Source organism: Anaerolinea thermophila (genome assembly GCF_020723905.1).
GTDB classification, from domain to species: domain Bacteria; phylum Chloroflexota; class Anaerolineae; order Anaerolineales; family Anaerolineaceae; genus Anaerolinea; species Anaerolinea thermophila_A.
This window is the reverse complement of the sequence record NZ_DYHZ01000004.1, coordinates 127290-146513: the sequence shown is the minus strand read 5'-3', so window position 1 is coordinate 146513 and position 19224 is coordinate 127290. Positions and strand designations below refer to the sequence as shown.

At 59.0% G+C, this 19224-nt stretch carries 14 protein-coding genes; 9 read left to right on the top strand and 5 right to left on the bottom strand.

Annotated elements, in window-relative coordinates; translation table 11 throughout:
* Positions 1 to 131: 131 nt before the first annotated feature.
* On the bottom strand, positions 132 to 2030 hold the full coding sequence (locus LHF31_RS07425) for a hypothetical protein (protein ID WP_303774004.1): 1899 nt from the start codon (positions 2028 to 2030) through the stop codon (positions 132 to 134).
* Positions 2031 to 2259: 229 nt separating this feature from the next.
* Here LHF31_RS07425 and LHF31_RS07420 point away from each other — a divergent pair, with 229 nt between their 5' ends.
* Together LHF31_RS07420 and LHF31_RS07415 are read left to right on the top strand one after the other, a co-directional pair.
* Entirely contained in the window at positions 2260 to 3024 is a 765-nt protein-coding gene (locus tag LHF31_RS07420; protein ID WP_369685047.1) for a sulfite exporter TauE/SafE family protein, read from the top strand.
* 157 nt (positions 3025 to 3181) lie between these two features.
* Positions 3182 to 3742 (top strand): GNAT family N-acetyltransferase, encoded by a 561-nt coding sequence (locus LHF31_RS07415; protein WP_298006354.1) that lies wholly within the window; start codon positions 3182 to 3184, stop codon positions 3740 to 3742.
* 49 nt (positions 3743 to 3791) lie between these two features.
* Here the strand turns inward: LHF31_RS07415 and LHF31_RS07410 are convergent, their stop codons facing one another.
* From LHF31_RS07410 to LHF31_RS07395, 4 genes are read right to left on the bottom strand one after another with little or no spacing between them, the layout of a single operon-like run.
* Positions 3792 to 5831 (bottom strand): choice-of-anchor J domain-containing protein, encoded by a 2040-nt coding sequence (locus tag LHF31_RS07410; RefSeq protein WP_298006357.1) that lies wholly within the window; start codon positions 5829 to 5831, stop codon positions 3792 to 3794.
* Positions 5828 to 7300, bottom strand: a complete 1473-nt coding sequence (locus tag LHF31_RS07405; protein ID WP_298006362.1) for an O-antigen ligase — start codon at positions 7298 to 7300, stop codon at positions 5828 to 5830. The genes LHF31_RS07410 and LHF31_RS07405 overlap by 4 nt, the downstream gene beginning before the upstream one ends.
* Positions 7297 to 8082 (bottom strand): hypothetical protein, encoded by a 786-nt coding sequence (locus tag LHF31_RS07400; protein ID WP_298006365.1) that lies wholly within the window; start codon positions 8080 to 8082, stop codon positions 7297 to 7299. Before LHF31_RS07400 ends, LHF31_RS07405 begins: the two co-directional genes overlap by 4 nt.
* A gap of 22 nt (positions 8083 to 8104) precedes the next feature.
* Positions 8105 to 8764, bottom strand: coding sequence for a hypothetical protein (locus LHF31_RS07395; protein ID WP_303773999.1), 660 nt, complete (start codon positions 8762 to 8764; stop codon positions 8105 to 8107).
* A gap of 90 nt (positions 8765 to 8854) precedes the next feature.
* Between LHF31_RS07395 and LHF31_RS07390 the strand changes: the two genes are divergently transcribed.
* The 7 genes from LHF31_RS07390 to LHF31_RS07360 all read left to right on the top strand — a co-directional run bounded on the left by LHF31_RS07390 (position 8855) and on the right by LHF31_RS07360 (position 19224).
* Entirely contained in the window at positions 8855 to 9988 is a 1134-nt protein-coding gene (locus LHF31_RS07390; protein ID WP_298003355.1) for a glycosyltransferase family 4 protein, read from the top strand.
* Positions 9985 to 11106 carry a glycosyltransferase family 4 protein gene (locus tag LHF31_RS07385; protein WP_298003352.1) on the top strand — a complete coding sequence of 374 codons (1122 nt, stop codon included), beginning with the start codon at positions 9985 to 9987 and terminating at the stop codon, positions 11104 to 11106. The genes LHF31_RS07390 and LHF31_RS07385 overlap by 4 nt, the downstream gene beginning before the upstream one ends.
* A complete protein-coding gene (locus tag LHF31_RS07380; protein WP_298003350.1) occupies positions 11103 to 12302 on the top strand; it encodes a glycosyltransferase in 1200 nt (399 codons plus the stop codon). Before LHF31_RS07385 ends, LHF31_RS07380 begins: the two co-directional genes overlap by 4 nt.
* Positions 12303 to 12345: 43 nt before the next feature.
* The gene (locus LHF31_RS07375; protein ID WP_298003348.1) at positions 12346 to 13179 is read left to right on the top strand and encodes an ABC transporter permease; all 834 of its coding nucleotides are present in this window, start codon (positions 12346 to 12348) and stop codon (positions 13177 to 13179) included.
* Positions 13176 to 14462 carry an ABC transporter ATP-binding protein gene (locus LHF31_RS07370; protein ID WP_298003346.1) on the top strand — a complete coding sequence of 429 codons (1287 nt, stop codon included), beginning with the start codon at positions 13176 to 13178 and terminating at the stop codon, positions 14460 to 14462. Before LHF31_RS07375 ends, LHF31_RS07370 begins: the two co-directional genes overlap by 4 nt.
* A 78-nt stretch (positions 14463 to 14540) precedes the next feature.
* On the top strand, positions 14541 to 17519 hold the full coding sequence (locus tag LHF31_RS07365) for a methyltransferase domain-containing protein (RefSeq protein WP_298003343.1): 2979 nt from the start codon (positions 14541 to 14543) through the stop codon (positions 17517 to 17519).
* A 79-nt stretch (positions 17520 to 17598) separates the two neighbouring features.
* Positions 17599 to 19224, top strand: a complete 1626-nt coding sequence (locus LHF31_RS07360; RefSeq protein WP_303773995.1) for a hypothetical protein — start codon at positions 17599 to 17601, stop codon at positions 19222 to 19224.

Here is a 19224-nt window from a genome sequence, read left to right as displayed (position 1 = left end):
AAGAATGGAAGAGGAAAAAGAAGAAGCCAGTTTTTTTTACGGGGAAAGGGCGGTTTTGCGGGGGATGGCACCACATAAAAAGGCTGTCTGACGGTCACCCGCAGACAGCCTTTGATTTGAGTCTGGCTGAATCAGGCTTCCTGCCGAGGCAGGATGAAGACAGCGCGCCCGCCGTGGTCGGGCAACCTCACGGTGAGTTTCAGCCTGCCGTCATGGGTCATCTCCCAGGCGTCGGCGCCGCGCACTTCCGCAAGTTGGGAGAGATCCATGGGCTGGGTGAGGTGGACAAACGTGCCGCCGGTGACGGTGAAGAAGGAGACCACTCCTGTGGCTTTGTCGGCGGCGATTTTCTCATGCACCTCAGGGCTGGAGCCGATCCAGCCGCGGCGGCGTGGGTAGGCGGCGCTGATCTCGGGGAGGAGGCGCCGGTAGAGCGTCAGCGTGTCTGCCCAGAGGCGCAGCGTCTCCTCCGGGAGGGCGCTGAGACTGCCCTGAAGGGCGTTTCCGCCCAGCGCCAGGGTGGCGAGAGACTGCTCATCGGTGGGCTGAACGGGGGCGCGCAAAAGGCTGACCGGTAGGAAGGGATCAAAGTTGAGGGCGTGGCGGCTTGCCTGTGCCGGTGAGGCGCTGGAGTCGCTCAGGCAGTAGCGTCCGGCGGCGAGGAAGCCCAGCCCCATGGGGCGGCTGGGTGCAGACACGTCCAGATCCACGATCACCTCGGGGTACCGCTCGCAAACCTGCCCGACCACATTCTGCAGGGCAGAGATGAGGCGGAAGCGGTAGGTGTCGGCGCGTTCCTGCGGGGTGTGAGATTCATCTCCGTGGTGGTGCAGGGGCGAGTCGCACGCGGCATCGAAACTCACGCCCGTCCACTGGAAGACGGTGACGCCCAGTTCCTCGCGCATGCGCATCATGGTCCGGGTGAGGTGATCGGCATATGCCGAGACCAGACACAGGGGAGGGTTGCCTTCGACTGCGGGGAGGGCTTCGCCCGCCTGCGTCATGCGCCATTCGGGGCTGGCGGGCAGTGTTTGCGGGTTCAGACGCACGCCCAGACGCATGCCGTATTCATCCAGCCTGGCGCGGAGGGTTTGCAGGTCTTCGGGCAGGCGCGCGGCGTCCACGATGAACACGTCCAGACCGAGGCGGTGGGCGGCTTCGGCTTCCTGAAGAAGGCGATCCACGGGAAGCGGCTCGTCTGGGGCGCTGAAGGTGAGCAGGAGTTCGCGGCTGGCGGCGTGGGGGCAGATTTCGTTCATGACGAAGCGGCGGTAGCGCGGGAGCATCTCCGTCAGCCCACCGGGGAGGACGCCTATCTCAAACCAGGGGGTTTCAAATGCCTGTTCGGGACCGAGTTCCTGCCCGTCCAGATAGTTGCCCGCCACAGCATTGAGGAACAGCGCCGAGCGTTCCGGTGTGTCTTCCAGGACAAAACGCAGGAAGGACTGCGGGGCATCGCCGCCGTGTTCGTAGCCTACCAGCAGGGCGCGTTCTTCGCCTTCCAGAATCATCAGCGGACCGGCGAAGGTCTGCCCGTCGAACACGTCAGCGGGGTCGAACATCTCCAGATGGGGCTGATAGAGGCGTGCCAGAGGGTTGAAGTGGCTGAGGCTCACTTCGTTCAGCGAGGCGATGCCCTCTTCGGGAATCTGCACGCCGAAGTAGGTCAACGCATCTTTGCCCTGCGATCGGGTCAACCGGCAGGGGGCGGAGGCGGTGAAGCGCATTTTCATGCGCAGGATGGGGGACTTGAAGTAACTGCGCAGGGTGAGGCGCAGGTAAATATCGGGTTCGCCCGCGGAGATGAACAGGAGGGCGAATTCATTCCAGCCTTTGGGGAGCGTCCTCTGTCCGCCTTCGGAACGAAAAGCGAAACGTCCACGCTTTTCTCCGTTGATCTCCAGTTCCGGGCTGAGGAACGTAAAGGTGCGCTCTTCCTGGCTGAGGTGCGACACTTTGAACAGCATATCGGCGGTGTCGCAGGCAAATTTGAGTTCTCCAAAGTTAAAGCGTGGGTTGAAAAACAGCATGGTGCTCCCTCTTCTCTTTCCAGTGTGTAAGATGAACGGGGCAATTATACCCGTCTTTTTACGGGAATCGCGCCTGAAGGAAAAAGAACGCATGCTCTCCTGGTTTTCAGGGAAAAAACCGGATAGAAATCTGCGCCCGCTACGGCACAGGCTCAGGTTCAACCGGCGCGAGCAGATTGTGATATGATTGCGCCGTTGCAATCTTCTCATCGAAAGGAACATGGCAGTCATGGAGTGGACGGGATACCTCTGGATCGGACTGGCGGCGGTTGCCGCGGGGGCGGTGAATGCGCTGGCGGGCGGCGGCACGCTGATCACCTTTCCGGCGCTTACCGCGGTAGGCGTTCCGGCGGTGGTTGCCAATGTGACCAACACGGTTGCTCTCCTGCCGGGGTATCTGGGAGGTACATGGGCACAGCGCAGGGATTTGCAGGGGCAGGCGCAGCGCACGCGGACGCTGTTGCCCGCCGCGCTCATCGGAGGGCTGGCGGGGGGGTTACTGCTTTTGCTCAGCGGGGAACGCCTGTTCCGCTCGCTGGTGCCGTACCTGATTTTGTTCGCCTCGCTCCTGCTGGCGGCGCAGGATGAGATTCGGAAGCGGGTGTTCTCTCCGGCGCGCATGGCGAAAGACGCCCGCACGCCCGAAGCGCTGGCGGTAATTCCGGTGCTGCTGGCTTCGGTGTACGGCGGGTATTTTGGTGCCGGTCTCAGCGTGATTGTGCTGGCGGTGCTGGGGCTGGTGCTGGAGGATTCGCTCACCCGTCTGAATGCGCTCAAGCAGGGCATTTCGTTTGCTACCAATCTGGCGGCGGCGTTGTTCTTCCTTTTCTCTGGCAAGGTGCTGTGGAGCGCGGCGCTGGTGATGGCGGTGGGCGCGCTGCTGGGCGGCGTGCTGGGCGGCAAACTCGCCGGGCGGGTCAAGCCCATCGTGCTGCGCTGGCTGGTGGTTTCGATCGGGGTGGTGGTCTCGGTAATTTACTTCATTCGCGGGTAAGGCGGACTGCCGGCAGGCGTGCGGCGGAGAAATTCTCTGCTCTGCAGGGGGCAAATCTCTCTATAATGAAAACAGGCGATTTTCTCCGGGAGGGCAAGATGAGAGGCTGTGCTGTGATGGTCATGCCGGGTGGCTGTACACGGCAGGGAGGGCGAGCATGACGCCGCATCTGGTGATCCATTCGCAGGAAGACCTGCCGCCTGCCCTGCACTGGCAGGCGCTCAGTTTCAAGCGCATGTTCTGGGCGAGCGCCTTTCAGGGCGAGCATCGTTTTGACGCGGACTGGTATCCGCCGGGATATGAAGTTCTGCACTTCAGCATCGTGGAGGGGGAGAATCTCATCAGCCACTGCGAACTGGTGCGCCTGACCTTCGGGCTGGACGATGAGGTGTATCAGATTTACGGGCTGGGCGCGGTGATGACCTTTCCTCCCTATCGGAGGGAGGGGTTTGCCCGCCGGGTGGTGGAAGCGGCAACGCGCCACATCTGCACCGCCGATGTGGATCTGGGCTTGCTCTTTTGCCGTCCGGAACTGATTCCGTTCTATGCTTCCTGCGGGTGGGAGGCGCAGGCGCCCGAGGCGGTGACGGTGCTGGGCAGTACCCTGCGCAGTGAGGACGTGGAGATGGTGCGCATGGCGCTGTTCGTCTCTGAGAAGGGCAAAGCGGCGCGGGAGGCGTTTCTCCACGCGCCGCTGACCATCGAGTGGCTGTGGTAATGCCAGACGCTCTCCTGCATTTGCGGGGGAGAGCCGGGCAGGAGCGGGGTTAGCGAATCTGCAGTGTGTAATAGGCGGGCTGGACGGTGAAGCGGGTGGTGCCGCTCACCACCAGCGTGGCGCGGGCGTCAGCACTCTTGAGATCAAGGGGGTACTCCACACGTTGATTTTCATCCAGTTCCAGCGGGATGACCTGCGTCTTGCCGTTTTCCAGAATCAGAGTGACGCGGAAGGTCTGGGGGAGCAGGTTGGCAATGCGGGCAAAGCCGCGCGCTTCCCAGCCGCCCTCGTCCTGTTCAAAATCGCTGAAGTAGCCCACCGCATCCACGGAGATGTCGTCCAGCAGGAATCCTTCGCCATTGACCGCGGCGTCGGTGATGTATTCGAAGCGCAGGTACACCTGCTGACCGGCGTATCGGGAGAGATCCACTTCTTCTTCCACCCAGCCGCCGGTGGTGCCGTTGTATCCCCAGCCAAGGTTGTTGCCGACGGGGTTTTCATCGGTTCCGGAGGGGGTTTGCACCATTTCCCAGATCTTGCCGTCGGTAGAAGCCACCAGATAGAGGTAATCGTAACTTTCCTCCAGGTCGTACCACATGCGGTAGCGCAGGGTGATGGGGGCTTGCATGCCGGTAAAGTCAAAGCGGCGCGTGAGGGTCATGTCAGATTCGTCGCCCTTGTTCGACCAGAAGGCGTAATTGCCGGAGTAGGGGCTTTCGGGCAGGAGCGAGGCGATGGTTGCGCCCTGGAAGATGAGGGTATGCTCGCCGGGGCAGGTGATCTGAATGTAGTCGGTGCCGTACTGATTGACTTCGCGGGTCAGCGGTTCGGAGGGGCAGGTTTCCACATATTCGGTGGGGGTTGCCTGTGGGGCGTCGTAACGGGAGTAGGCGTAGCGCCCGTCGCCCACACGCCGATCCTGAAGGTAGTTGGCAACCGTCCAGTCGGCGAAGAGGCTGTCGGCGGTGAGGGGTTTACCGGTCAGCGGGTCGGTGAGGTTTTGCTCCTGCAATACCAGGTCAATGCTCTCCATGCCGTTTTCGGGGTGCGCCACCAGGGCTTTGGTGGCGTCTTCGCCAAAGCGGTCGAGGAAGTAGGTAACGAAAAGGAAGGAGGCGCCGTAGTGCGGGGTGGACTGGCTGGGGTCGGGCCAGTACGTCAGCGGCAGGTCGGGGTCGAGCATGAAGAGGTAATCAAAGCCGCCGATATCGTAGCCGTTGAGCAGTTCTGCCAGCACCGAAAAGCCCTCATTGAGCCAGGATTCTTCGTTTTTATCGCGGTAGTAGTGAATCATGTGCTGAAATTCGTGGGCCATGGTGCCGTAGGTGTATTCTTCATCCAGGGCGATGTTGTCGGCGCTGAGCACGAACATTTCATGTCCGTTGGAGGTCTCGTTGACGGCGGGGGGGACTTCGTCGGAGGAGGAGTAATAGCCGGCAATGTCCATGCCGATGTTGGAGACGTACAGCACGTAGAGATGGGGGTCGTTATCCACGCCGGGGGTCCATTCGGTGCCGAAGAACTCGCGGTTGGTGGGAACAATTTTGTTGGAGAAGGTGTCTGCCAGGCGCTTCAGGGCGCGGTCGTCGGTCTGGATGCCGTTTTCCACCCAGAAGTACACCACATCGGTGGCGTAGCGCAGGGTGGCGGTGACCTGACGGGTTTCATCGGTGTCGGTGTTGGTTACCCAGAAGGATTTCTGATCGCCCACGCGGTAGGGCGCGGCGGGAGCGGGCAGGGTGGGTGAGACGCCGGTGATGCCCAGCAGGCGCGCGGCAACGTCCAGCGGGTCGTTCACCGGCACCAGGGTATTGCGCAGGGTTTGCAGAGTCTCTGCGGCGATGGCTTCACTGCCGTCCTGCGGGCGGGGGAGAGGGTCAAAGGGCAGAGGGGTGCTTTCCTGCGGGGTGGCGGTCTCCTGAGGGGAGAGGTCAAGGGTGGGCAGAGGCACGGTGAGGGTTTTGCTGATCTCTCCACTGGTGAAGAACAACAGCGCCGCGCCGCCGATTCCCACCACCGAAAGGCACAGACATGCTACCAGAACGAGAATACCACAGGCAAGCAGCCATTTTTTAGCCGTATCGCTCATGATTCCACTCCTTTATCGAATGCGGCGCCGGAGACCAGCGCAAGGGTGATCCAGTAATAGGGCAGTCCGAAGGTATCTACGCTGAAGCCTTCGGCGATCAGCCCTGTCAGCAAAAGCAGACCGGTTAATCCAATTGTACCGGAAAGCGCCTGGCGGGAGGTAAGCAATTGGCGGGCTGTCCAACCCTGCAGAATGAGCCACACCAGAAAGCAGGAAAAGCCCAGTGCGCCGGTCTCTGCCAGCAGGCGCACCCACAGCGATTTTGCGTTGGGGATGATGTTCAGATGGTACATCAGGGTGGAGACTTCGGTGAGATTCCAGGAAAAGGCGCTGAGGGTGCGGGGGAAGAAATAGCCCACATTGCCCATACCCACGCCGAACAGGGGGTGATCGTTGAACACCTGCCATCCAGCCTGCCAGAAGATGAGGCGCTCGGCAAACACCAGTTGATTGGCATAGGCGAGGAATGAGCCTTTGACCAGCAGGACGCGGATGTCGAAGAATTTTTCCATGCGTGGATCAAAACGGCGCAGGGCAATCGCCGAACCGGCAAAGATGCCCAGTACCAGCGCGCCCACCAGCAGAATGATGGCAGCGCCCACGGCGGCGCGCAGGAAGGTGCGGGTAAAGCCCTGTGCGCGCGAGCGGCGGGTGAGGTGATCCTGCATCCATGCCATGAGGCGCAGGGCGCCGCCGAAGAGCAGGGCGGCGATCATCAGCACCAGTGCCAGCAAGCCCACCCGCGAGACCGAGACCACCAGCGAAGCCAGCCCGCCCAGCAGAAGCAGGCGCTCGGCGGTGAGAAAGCCCAGACGCCAGCGGTGAACGCTTTCATTGCGCAGGGAGGCGGCAAGCCACCAGGGCAGGTAGAGCATGTTCAACTGGTGCGCCAGCCAGGAGGGTTCAAAGGCAACCGCGCTGGCGCGGGCGGGGTAAAGTTCGTGGGTGACCAGCCAGGTTTGCAGGGTGTCCATCCACTGCGGGTAAGCGCCGTTAAGGCGCCAGAAGAGGGCTTGCGCCAGTGCCGCGGCAATCAGAATCACGCCGGAGCGGTTGACCCAGCGCAGGAAGGCACGGCGGCGTTCGGGGTCGCCTGTCCACAGGGTGGTGAGCAGGTAAAACCCCATGCCCATTGCCAGGGTCGCCAGGGCTTCGATCTGCTGGCGGTAGGGGGGGATTTCGCGAAAGAGGGGCAGGGGCAGGAAATACGAGAGGAAAGTGGAAAGCAAACCCGCGCCTGCAAACGCCAGCAGGGGCAGAATCAGGCGGGGAAGGCGCGCGCCCTGCCAGAGTTGCGGCAGGAACCACAGCACCATCAGCGCACCGAGGGGCAGGAGCGCGGCAGGGGCAACCATGCTGGAGCCGGTCAGGCGCGCCACCAGTGGAAAACTGGTGAAAGGCAGTGCCAGCGCCAGCAGTGCCCACAGCGCCTCAACGGTCAGGCGGCAGGCTTTGTGCCGGAAGGTCATGCTTTCCTCTCCGGGATGGCAAAGACGAGGATGAGCCCAGCCAGCAAACCCAGCCCAAGCCCGCTCAGCACCAGCCAGCCGCGGCGGTAGGAGACGGGACGGGGGACGGGGGTTTCCCACTGGACTTCGTGGAGCAGAAGGCTACTGCTCAGCCCGCGCGAGGCAAGACGCTCGTCCAGCAGGTGCTGGCTGGTTTGAGCCAGTTCTGCCTGCAGGTCGGGCAGGCGGTTAAATCCACACAGTCCGTAGGCAGGTTCGGTGGTGACGGTGCGGGCAAGGCAGGCGGTGAGGCTCTCGGCGTAGCGGCGCAGTCCGTCGGCGGTGAGGGCGTGGGCATAGGCGCGGCGCAGTTCGTCCCACGCCCACTGCATCCACAATCTGCCGAGGGTTTCGGCTTCCTGCGGGCTGGGGCGGTGCAGGCGCACGCGCCATTCGTTGAGGCGGCGCTCCACGCTGGAAGAGTCGCGCAGGTCGGCGGGGGTGAGGTCCATGCCCTGTTGCTGTGCCAGTGCGGCGACCTGCGCCAGCGTGTCGGGGGAGTAGAGGATATAGCCCACCGCCTCGAACATGACATCTTCCTCGTACTGCGTCAGTTCGCCCGCGGTGGTCTGATCAATGCCGGTGAGCACGCTGAAGGAGACTTCGTATTCGGTGGCGGCGCGCAGGCTGTACAGGTATGCGCCCAGCGCGCCCAGAAAGGCGCACACAATCAACACCCACCAGCGCCGGAGCAGGCGCTCGCCCTCGCGGCGCAGGGACAGTTCGGTTGAGGTTTCTGGCATGGGAATATTATACCCGCAGGCGTCAGGGGGATTCGGGAGATTCGTTGAGGATGGCGGGCAGGTACAGCCAGAACTGGCTGGCGGTGGACTGGAAGTTGATGAGAATCAGGTTTTTCTGGCAGTCGTCAAAGGTCTGTACGGGGTAAACCGGCGAGAGGGGTTCAAATCGGTCATTGAGCAACTGGATGGTGAGGGCTTCGCTGGTAGCGGCGGATGCCGTGCCGACCTGAATCTCATATCCGCCGGATCCATACCCTTTTGCCAGCCCGCTGAGGGCAAGTGCATCCACGGCTTTGCCGTTGAAAAGCCCTTTGACCACCACCACGGTGTTCTCCACGGGCATCCCCGAAGAGTCAAAAATCTGACCGGCAATGCCCACCCATCCACAGCCGGCTTCGGGGTGGGTGAAGGCGGGCAAATAGGCGGGCGATCCCGCCTGGATGACGAAGGCAGGGGTGGGGCTGGGGGCAGGGGGTTCCTGCCGGGGGGCGGATTCGGGCGCGGGCGCTTCGGGGCTTTGCGGCTGGGTGGGGGTGACCAGTGGGGGCAGGGTACGCACTATCTGCGGGGTGGCGGTGGGCGCCGCCGGTGAGGGTGCGGTGATAGGGGTGGGCTGGGCGGGTAAAGCCCGGCACGCGGCGAGCATGAGTGTTAAGGTAAAAAGCACAAGAACCCTGCGCACGAAACAACCTCCTGAGTTCGATTGTATCCCGATTTTCATTTCAAGAGGTGTGCAAGGTTTATGCCGTTTTGGCTCTGATATAATAACGGCATGACAGAAAAAAAAGTCCTCTTTTGTCGTTCCAACCCGATTGCACCCGATCCGCGGGTGGAGAAGGAAGCGCGGGCGCTGGTGCGGGCGGGGTACAGCGTGGACGTGCTGGCGTGGGATCGTACCGCCAGTCAGCCGCGGGTGGAACAGCGCGAGGGCTTTTTCATTTACCGCGTGCCGATTCGCGCGCGGTACGCTTCGGGGATTTTCAACCTGCCGAATCTGCTCCGCTGGCAGGCGGCGCTGATGGCGTGGCTGATGCGCCATGCCCGCGAGTACGATGTCCTGCACGCCTGCGATTTCGACACCATCCTGCCGGCGCTGTGGGCGGGGCGCCTGTACGGCAGGCGGGTGGTGTACGATATCTTCGATTTTTACGCCGATCATCTGCGGCGCACGCCGGGATGGATCAAGTCCTGGATTCGGCGCCGGGACCTGCGCGCCATTGATCAGGCGGATGCGGTGATTCTGTGCGACGACGCCCGCCGCGAGCAGATTGCCGGGTCGCATCCGCGCCGCCTGGAGGTGATTTATAACAGTCCCGAGGATGAACGGGCGTTTCTGCCTGCCTTTCAACCCTCGCCGGAGGGTGTGCTGCGCCTGAGTTACGTGGGGTTAATGCACGTGGAGCGCATGCTCCTGGAAGTCATTGAAGTGCTGCGCCGTCATCCGCAGTGGCGGCTGGAGATGGCGGGTTTTGGTGGGGATGAGCCGATCATCCTGGAGAGACTGCGCGAACTGCCCAACGCTGTCTGGCATGGACGGATTCCCTACCGGCAGGCGCTGGACCTTTCCCAGCAGGCGGATGTGCTGTTTGCCCTTTATGATCCGGGTGTCATCAACAACCGTTATTCCAGCCCGAACAAACTGTTCGAAGCCATGATGCTGGGCAAACCCATCGTGGTGGCAAAAGGCACGAACGTGGATCGCATTGTGGAGGAATGGGGCATGGGTATTGCCATTCCCTACGGAGATGTGCAGGCGCTGGATGAAGCCCTGACGCGCCTTGCCGACGATACCTCTCTGCGCGTCCGCATGGGCGAAGCCGCCCGCCGGGCATATGATACCCGCTTCGGCTGGAAGGCGATGGAAGCGCGCCTTGTTGAACTGTACCGGGAATTAAACGGGGCATGAAAATTCTGCTGGTTGCCAACACCGACTGGTTTCTGTACAACTACCGCCTGAACTTTGCGCGCTTTCTGCGCCGGGAAGGGCACGAGGTGGTGCTGGTCTCGCCGGAGGGACCGTTTGTCTCTGCCCTGCAGGGAGATGGTTTCCGCTGGGTGCGCTGGGAGGTGGGCAGGCAGTCGCTGGCGCCGTGGAAGGAATGGGATGCGCTGTGGCGGCTGGTGCGCCTGTACCGCAAAGAGCGACCGGATGTGGTCAATCACATGACCATCAAGCCGGTGCTGTACGGCGGGATTGCCGCGGCGATTACCGGTGTGCCGCGGGTGGTGAGCAATATTACCGGCAGGGGCTATGTGCTGGTTTCAGATGAACTGCGGGCACGGCTGTTGCGTCCGCTGACGCTGGTGCTGTACCGGCTGATTCTGCGCTCTCCGCGCCAGCAGGTGCTTTTTGAGAACGATCTGGACCGGCAGTATTTTCTCCGTCAGGGGTTGCTCCGCCGCGGGCAGGCACACCTGCTGACCGGGCTGGGTGTGGATGTGGAGCGCTTTCATCCTGTTCCCCATCACAACGAGGTGCCGGTGGCGCTGTTCGCCGGACGTTTCCTGCGCGAAAAGGGGGTGGAAGAACTGGTCGAGGCAGGCAAAATCCTGCGTCAGCGCGGGGTGGCTTTCCGGCTGGCTCTGGCGGGCGATGTGGATGCGGGCAATCCGCTTTCGCTGACGCGGGAGACGGTGCAGGCGTGGGCAGAAGCCGGTCTGGCGGAGTGGTGGGGCTTTCAGCCGCGCATGGAAGAAGTCTATGCGCAGGCGGATGTGTTTGTGTTCCCCTCTTATTACGGAGAAGGCATGCCAGCGGCGCTCATGGAAGCAGTTGCCTGCGGTTTGCCTGTGGTGGCAACCGACCTGCCCGGATGTCGGGTGGCGGTGGAGGACGGGGTGAACGGCTATCTCGTGCCCACCCGGGACGTGGAGGCGCTGGCGAATCGGCTGGAAGACCTGCTGCGTTCGGAAGACCTGCGCCGGCAAATGGGTGCAAGGTCGCGCCAGATTGCTCTGGAGCGCTTCAATCAGATTGCCATTCACCGGCAAATTCTGGCGGTGATGGAGGGGGAGAGGGGATGAAGGTGGTTTCGCGCGCGGGGGAAAATCCATGGATCTGCCCGCCGCTGGTGTGGATCAAAACTCTGTGGTGGCGCGTAAAACAGACCTGGCGCGCACTTCGCTTTGCCCGGCAGGTCGGGCAGGTGCGGCTTCAACTGGCAGAATGGGCAGGCGGGGAGCGCGTGTGGGTATTTGCGCCGGGGCTTTCGTGGCAAAAACAACTCTTTCAGCGCCCGCAACAACTGGCGCGGGCGCTGGCAGGGCTGGGCGAAAAGGTGGTCTATCTGGAGCCGGACTGGTCCTGGCAGGGAGCACCTGAACTGCTGGAGATGGAGGCAAATCTCCGGCTGTGCTGTGCGCCGCCGCAGGCGCTTGCCGGGCTGGAAGATCCTTTTCTGTATCTCCTGCCGTGGAGTTACTCTCCGGCGTTTGCGCTGCAACGTTCCCGTCTGATCTATGACATTGTGGACGATTTTTCCACCTTCAGACAGGTGCATCCCTGCCTGCTGGCGCATCAGCACCGTGAGCGGATTGCGCGCGCGGAGGTGGTGCTGGTCACTGCGCGGCGCCTGGAGGAAACCTTCCGGACCGAGCGCGCGGATCTCATCCTGTGCCCGAACGGGGCAGATGTGACGTTTTTCTCACAACCGCCCGGGCGCCTTGCCCCTGAAATCGAAGAACTGCGCAGGGAGGGAAAACCCATCATCGGGTACATTGGCGCGCTGGCAGAGTGGTTCGACGATGAACTGCTGGAGGCGGTTGCCCGCCTGCGGGCAGACCTTTCTTTCATGGTCATCGGTCCAGAGTTGCATCTCCGTCCGGGAAAACGCCCGTGGCAAACCCTGCCGAATGTGCGCTGGCTGGATGCCCGTCCCTATGAAAGTTTGCCCGCCTACCTGCACGGGTTCCATGCGGTGATGATTCCGTTTCGTCTCACTCCCATTACGCATGCCACCTCGCCGTTGAAACTGTTTGAGGCAATGGCGGCTGGAAAGCCGGTGGTGCTCACCCCGATGGAGGAAAGTCTCTCGGTGCCCATGGTGTTCCCGGCAGATACCCCGCAGGCATGGAGCGATCAACTTGATCGGGCGCTGGCGTCTGCCGTACAGCCGGGTTTTCGAGAGGTACTGCGTCAGGAAGCCGCCCGCCATTCCTGGCAGAACCGTGCGCGGCAGATTCTGGGGGCGGTGGAGCGCTCTTCGATGAGGATGGTATAATCGCTCACAGGACGATTCTGGAAAGAGGTCTGGGGATTTTTCTTTGAGCAAAGCCCTTACATTGCTGGTGGATCTGATTGATGTTCCCAAAACGGTGGCAACGCTGGTTCGCTTCCGGGAAGCCATCCGCATTCTCACCTGGCGGGATTTCCGGGCGCGCTACCGCGGCTCGATTTTTGGCATCCTGTGGGCGGTGGCTCAACCCCTGCTGATGATGCTGGCGTATACGCTGGTTTTCTCGTATTTCCTCAAAGTGCGTTTTGGCTCTACCGACTCGCCCACGGTGTTTGCGGTGTACCTGCTGTGCGGGCTGGTGCCCTGGAACGCCTTTTCTGAGGGGGTGAACGCCTCCTGTTCGTTGATGCGCCTCAGCCCCAATCTGGTCAAGAAGGTGGTGTTTCCGCTGGAGGTGCTGCCGGTCAACCTGACGCTGGTGACGATGATTCAACAACTCATCGGGCTGGCGCTGCTGTTGATTCTGGTGCTGGCGGTGGGCGGCGGGTTGAACGGGTGGGTGCTGCTCCTGCCGTTCTTCCTGCTTGTGCAGTTCATGCTTCAGACCGGTCTTTCGTGGTTGCTGGCTTCGCTTTCAGTGTTCATCCCGGATTTCCGGCAAGCCACCGGACTGTTCACCCTGCTGCTGATGTTCATCACCCCCATCTTCTACCCCGAAACGCTCATTCCGGAACGCCTGCGCTTTCTGGTCACATTGAACCCCATGGCGCAAATCGTCGGCATGTACCGGCGGGTGTTAATGGAAGGACTGCCGCCCACGCTGGAGCAAATTGCCTGGGCGGGCGGGATGAGTTTGCTGTTCTGGATGGTGGGGTACGTGTGGTTCACCCGCACCAAACACGCGTTTCCGGATTACCTATGAACCCCGACGAAGTGCTGGTTCTGGAAAACATTTCCAAGGCGTACCGCCTGTACAATCGTCAAATCGAGCGGTTGAAAACGCTCTTTCTGACCCCTTTTACCGGTAAGGAATACGCGCGTTCGTTCTGGGCGCTGCGCGGCATTGACCTTTCTGTGCGGCGCGGGGAGACGCTGGGGGTTATCGGGATTAACGGGAGCGGGAAAAGCACACTCCTGCAGATTATGGCAGGTACGCTGGCGCCGACGACGGGTCGCATTGAGCGGCGCGGACGGTTGACTGCTCTGCTGGAACTGGGGGCGGGCTTTCACCCGGAATTTACCGGCAGGGAAAATGTGTACCTCAGCGGGGTGACGCTGGGAATTTCCGAGCAGGAAATGCGCCGCCGTTTTGATGAGATTGTGGCTTTCTCGGGGATTGAGGATTTTATTGATCAGCCGGTCAAACTGTATTCTTCGGGGATGTACGTGCGGCTGGCGTTCTCCATTGCTACCTGCGTGGATCCGGAGATTTTAATTGTGGATGAAGCCCTGGCAGTGGGCGATGCCGGTTTTGTGATGAAGTGCATGAACCGCATGCGCGATCTGCACAAACAGGGCACCGCCATTGTGCTGGTGACGCATGATGTGCAGACCGTGCGCATGCTCTGCGACCGCGCCATGTGGCTTTCTCACGGGGAGATGCGTATGCTGGGGTCGCCCATGGAGGTGACTTCGCAGTACATTCAGATGCTGTGGGAGGCGCAGGCTCAGCAGGAAGCCCGACAGCCTGTTGAAGAGAGTGCGGCAGTGGATGCGCAGGGCTGGGTGCCCATCGAAGGGCGCCCGGATTTAATCCGCTGGGGGAACGGGCGGGCGCGCATTGAAGCCTACCGCGTGCAGTCTTCCGGCGGAAATGCCTTCACGCTGGAATATGGTGAAGCGGTGGAGATTGCCCTGCGCATTCGGGCGCTGGAGCACCTGCCTCATAAGGCTTACGGAGCGGGTATTAACCTGCGTAATCTGAAAGGTCTGGATATTATCACCGCCACCACGTACGATGAAGGGCTGGTCTTCCCCGCCCTGCAAGCCGGGCAGGCGCTCGAAGTCACCTTCCGCTTTCAGAACATCCTGGCGCCCGGCGATTATGCGCTGGTGATGAACGTGGAGGATCGCTCACAAGTACCCACGCAGTATTTAGATTATGTGGAGAACGGAGTGTTATTGAAGGTGGTTTCGAAAAAGCCTGTTTTTTCCCTGGTGCTTCCTCCAGTTTATACAGAAGTTCGTGTAATGGAACGAGGATAAGAGGTTAAAGAGATGGGCAATGATTGGCTGAAAAACTTATACACTGAAGCCTTTTTATCTCGATTTAAAGAGAAAGATATGCCTGAAGTGTCTTTACTGGCAGAGGAACTTCGTCTGGCATTGCAGGAAATCTTACCCGATGGAGGCAGGATCCTTCTGGTGGGTAGCGGGTCTACCTGGGCGGGGAAAGCACTGGTACAAAATCCCGCTTTTGATGTGGACATCATTTTGCCGGAACAAGAGGATCAGGCAATTCTCCAACAAGAAGAAATGGTTCTGGAAGGGCGAGTGCATTTCATCCATGGGGTGCCTGCTCCTGAGAAACGTTGGGATCTGGTGTTCATTTTTGATGGTTACGATTTTCTTTCCTCTGAACAGCGTCTCAAAGCAATAGAAATTCTTGAAGGCTATGCTGAAAAGTATCTTCTGGTGGGAACGTACAACCCCGAAAATTACTGGTACTGGATCTGGCGGTTGTGGATGTCTCTGAATGGGGATGGCGAAAGATTTCCTTTACACCCATCTTCTACGGAAGAAACGCTGACCCTTTCCGGCTGGATACCAAAAGCCCAGGCGTTGCTGGGGACGGCTTTAACTCAGGCTCTTGTGCACTGGATTTATGGGATACAGGAACCCGTACGAAACCTGATTCGGGAAGTCCATCGCGCAGGGGTTGTTTCTCCCAATCAAAGTGCGCTCTATCGTATTGTTGCACTGCAAAGAACAGATGAGGTTTTCCCGCTGTCAGAAAAATACTGGCAATCTTTACCCTCTCCGGCTATTCCCGGCGATTGGGTCCGGAAAGATGTTCTGATAGAGGCACTCTCTCTTGCGACACGTGCTCAGGATCAGTCCCAGCACACCATTAATTTGCTTCAGGAGCAGGTGAATTACCTGACCAAAAAGAATCAGGAATTGCTGGAAAGGGTCGCTCGTTTTGAAGCCAGTCCTGTCTGGCAGGCATATCTCGTGCTCAACAAAATTCGTCAGGCGATTTTGCCCTCGGGCGGCAGGGTTATGCGCTACCTGAATCGTCTTGCCCTTTTGCGCAAGATACGCCGCTTTGTTTTCCGCAATCTGTATGCGGAATTGATGGATATTTTGAAAGAACATTCCGATGTCAAGGGGATCATTGTTTTTCCTCCTTCTATCGAGTGGAAAGCGGCTCTCTATCAGCGTCCTCAGCACCTGGCAATGGCGTTTGCGCGGGAGGGGTATCTGGTCTTCTACTGTCAGCCAGAATATATCCCCACTCCAAAGGGGTTCCATCAACTGGCACCCCGCCTGTATCTGGCAAAGGTGGAGATGAAATTATTTGCCAATATCTCTCGTCCGATTGTATTTTTCTATCCCTATAATCGCGATTATCTCTCCTTTTTTACCGAACCGCGCGTCATTTATGAGTATATTGATGAACTGGAAGTCTTTTCCCGTCCCCTTCCTGAATTAGAGGCAAATCATCGCTTCTTTTTGCGAAATGCTGAACTGGTTGTTGCCACAGCAGATAAATTGCTGGAACAGGTACGCTCTGTTCGCCCGGATGCGCTTCTTGTTCCCAACGGGGTAGATTATTCTCATTTTGAGCAGGTGTGGAAAAAAAGTGCTCCTCCCCCAGCCGATCTGGAACCGGTTGTTCGTATGAAGCACCCGATTGTCGGGTATTATGGGGCACTGGCACGCTGGTTTGATTACGATCTGCTCCGAAAGGTAGCGGCATTGCGCCCGGATCTCAACTTTGTGTTGATAGGTCCCGATTACGATGGTACGGTGCATCAGGCACATCTGGAAGAGTTTTCGAATGTGTTTTGGCTGGGGAAGAAAGATTACGCTTTGTTACCGGATTACCTGCGGTACTTTGATGTATGCATGATTCCTTTTGTGGTCAATGACATTACACATTCCACTTCGCCGTTGAAACTGTTTGAATATATGGCAGCCCGTAAGCCAGTCGTCATTACCCCCATGCGAGAGAGCATGAAAACCAGAGGTGTACTGGTTGCAGGTACTCCTCAGACTTTCAGCACTAAGATTGATGAAGCGCTGAACTTACGAAACGATGCCGGTTACCAGAATCTTGCCACAGAAGAGGCTTTACACAACACGTGGCAGGTACGAGCGCAATCCATTGCGGCTCGACTTGTTCCTACCGTTACCGGACCCGAATTCAATTTCGCCTTACAGTCCTATCTTGAACGCATTTCTGCTGGATTGCCGAAAGAAACGTTCGCGTTATGGTTAAATTTTGCAAAAGGAACCATTGAGCGAGGAGCAAAGGTTGCTGATCGTCTTCGAAACTGGATCGATTTCCGCGAAAAGAGTTTTCTGGATGTGGGTTGTGCCTATGGAGGTTTCTTAATCGCCTTTGCTCAGAGAGGCTGTTCCCGGGTGGTGGGAATTGATGTGAACCAGGATTTGTTAGATCTGGCGGCAATTAACCTGCGTGAGAAAGGTGTTCAGGGGGAATTGTATTGCCTCAATGTAGAATCATCTGGCTTCAACGAGTTGGGCACATTTGACTTTCTCACCTGCAACGATGTGATTGAACACGTTTCCAATCCCTCATTGACCCTTTCGCAACTGGCAAAAGCGCTGAAACCCGGGGGGGTGCTCTACATGGAAATTCCCAATCCATTCTGGTATCGCTTTTTGTGGAATGATGGACACTATAATCTTCCGGGAATTACGCTGCTCACTCCAAAGGATGCCGAAATGTATTTCAAGAGTCTTTATCCGGATATTGCCTATGGGGTGAACGAGTATCATCTCATTGATTGGTATATCCACAGGATTAAGGAACAGGGGTTAGAGGCACAACTTCTTAATGAGAGATGGGTGGAACCCTCTCTGTTATTAAGAGAGATGAAAGACGCGATAAAAAAGATGGAAGAGCGTCTTTCTGAGATTCAGATTCCTTCCCATCTGGTAGAAAAAATACGCCGTCGAGCGCACCGTTTATATCGTTATGTGGAACGTCGGGCTTATGATCCCAACGAATACACGCATCTTTGCCAGATGTTTGGGACAGATTTCTGGATCCTTCTAGCAAAAAAACGCTGAATGCCATTCGAGCCGTATGAGATTTTCTTCCGGGTTTTGGAAAACTCTAAAAGGCCTGCTGGGGGGGAGCACTTTCCTGTTGTGGGTGTTTTATCTCATCTGGATCTCCCTGACGCCGCAGAAGGTATTCTGGTCGCTGGATGAAGGTGGAAAGTATATTTTTCTCCGCTCCATTCTGGAAACTGGACGGCTGAATACTCCCCTGGTTTATCCTGCTCAAAGTCTGGACCCCAATCTGGAATTTGTTCCTCTATATTACTTTATCCCCCGCGATGGTGAAATGTACTCCTGGTGGCCCATTGCCCTGCCGCTGGTGTCTCTGCCCTTTTATCAGGTCTTTGGCTGGCTGGGGCTGTTTGTACTGCCTGCCGCCGCGGGGGCGCTGACGGCAGGGTTGACCGGCATGCTGGTACGGCGTTTGACCCGATCGGAGAGATGGGGGATCGTTGCCCTGTTCTTGACGGGGCTGGCAACGCCGGTGGCGTTTTACGCCACGCGGTTCTGGGAGCACACCCTCAGCACTGCCGGAGTGCTGGGCGCTCTGCTGGGTATGCTGGACGCCGATGAGCATGGGCGCATTCGTTCCGCCGTGCTGGCGGGGATCAGCGGCTCGCTGGCGGTGTTCTTCCGCCCCGATGCCGCTTTTCTGCTCATCGGGTTTGGCGCGGTGCTTCTGGTGCGCCGTCCCCGCCCAGCCCTTTTTGCCGCTCTCAGTGCTGGGGCGACGGCATTGCCGTGGATGGCATTGAACCTGTGGACAACCGGACATCCTCTGGGTCCCACCTTTGGTCAACTGGTGGAAGCCGAATCCCTCTCCGGGTGGCAAAATGCGGGGCTGAAATTGCTGGCATATGCTTTTTTTAACCCGCCGCGGGTGGATGGTTTCATCTTTCCTCGCTGGGCACTGTGGACGGCGAGCCTTTCCCTGCTGGCGGGGGCGGTGCTGGCGTTCTTCCCCCGTCTGCGCTGGCTCTCGCTGAGCGCCTTTGGGGTGGTGATTGGGGTGTGCGGCTGGGTGGCGTTTCAGCCCACGTGGTATCAGGCGGTGCACGGCGCCGTGCTGGCAGCACCGCAGGTGCTTTTTGGACTGTATTATTTACTGCGCAAGCCGGCATGGAAGCAATCTGCTTTCCCTGCCATGCTGACGGCGAGTTTGCTGGTGTACGGAGTGGTGTACCTCTGGCGGGCGTGGGTTGGTGCGGGCGGTTTGCAATGGGGACCGCGCTACCTGCTTTCGTTTTACCCTCTGCTGGTGGTGGCAGCAGGACTTGAGTTACACACCCTCTCTCTTTCTGCAAATCAACGGCTGTTTAAGGCGGTACGCTGGATGTTTGTTGTGGCATGTCTGGTGGGATTAAGCATTTCCATTCGAGGGCTGGTGACGGCTCGTACCCTTACCAGTTACTATGCCCGCAGTCTTCCTGTACTGACTTCGATTCGAGATCATCCTGTGGTGATGGCTAGTAAGGCATTTGCTATGGATGTGCCTGACCTGTATTTTCAGGGAAACATGCTTTCCACGGGTGGAGATGAAACAACCCATGAAAGAGTGCTTTCCCGTTTCCGGGAGATGGGAATTCAGCAATATTATTCCCTGAGTGTGCTGGTGGATGACAACGCTCCGCTGGAAGTCATCGCTGAACGGTTGAAGGCGCATCCTGAGGGGGTGGTGCTGACCCGCGTAGACCTTTCTGGAGGACGGTGA

Excerpts from the sequence above, each read along its gene's own strand:
- LHF31_RS07425 (WP_303774004.1), bottom strand. The coding sequence starts at position 2,030 with ATGCTGTTTTTCAACCCACGCTTTAACTTTGGAGAACTCAAATTTGCC.
- LHF31_RS07420 (WP_369685047.1), top strand. The coding sequence starts at position 2,260 with ATGGAGTGGACGGGATACCTCTGGATCGGACTGGCGGCGGTTGCCGCG.
- LHF31_RS07415 (WP_298006354.1), top strand. The coding sequence starts at position 3,182 with ATGACGCCGCATCTGGTGATCCATTCGCAGGAAGACCTGCCGCCTGCC.
- LHF31_RS07410 (WP_298006357.1), bottom strand. The coding sequence starts at position 5,831 with ATGAGCGATACGGCTAAAAAATGGCTGCTTGCCTGTGGTATTCTCGTT.
- LHF31_RS07405 (WP_298006362.1), bottom strand. The coding sequence starts at position 7,300 with ATGACCTTCCGGCACAAAGCCTGCCGCCTGACCGTTGAGGCGCTGTGG.
- LHF31_RS07400 (WP_298006365.1), bottom strand. The coding sequence starts at position 8,082 with ATGCCAGAAACCTCAACCGAACTGTCCCTGCGCCGCGAGGGCGAGCGC.
- LHF31_RS07390 (WP_298003355.1), top strand. The coding sequence starts at position 8,855 with ATGACAGAAAAAAAAGTCCTCTTTTGTCGTTCCAACCCGATTGCACCC.
- LHF31_RS07385 (WP_298003352.1), top strand. The coding sequence starts at position 9,985 with ATGAAAATTCTGCTGGTTGCCAACACCGACTGGTTTCTGTACAACTAC.
- LHF31_RS07380 (WP_298003350.1), top strand. The coding sequence starts at position 11,103 with ATGAAGGTGGTTTCGCGCGCGGGGGAAAATCCATGGATCTGCCCGCCG.
- LHF31_RS07370 (WP_298003346.1), top strand. The coding sequence starts at position 13,176 with ATGAACCCCGACGAAGTGCTGGTTCTGGAAAACATTTCCAAGGCGTAC.
- LHF31_RS07365 (WP_298003343.1), top strand. The coding sequence starts at position 14,541 with ATGCCTGAAGTGTCTTTACTGGCAGAGGAACTTCGTCTGGCATTGCAG.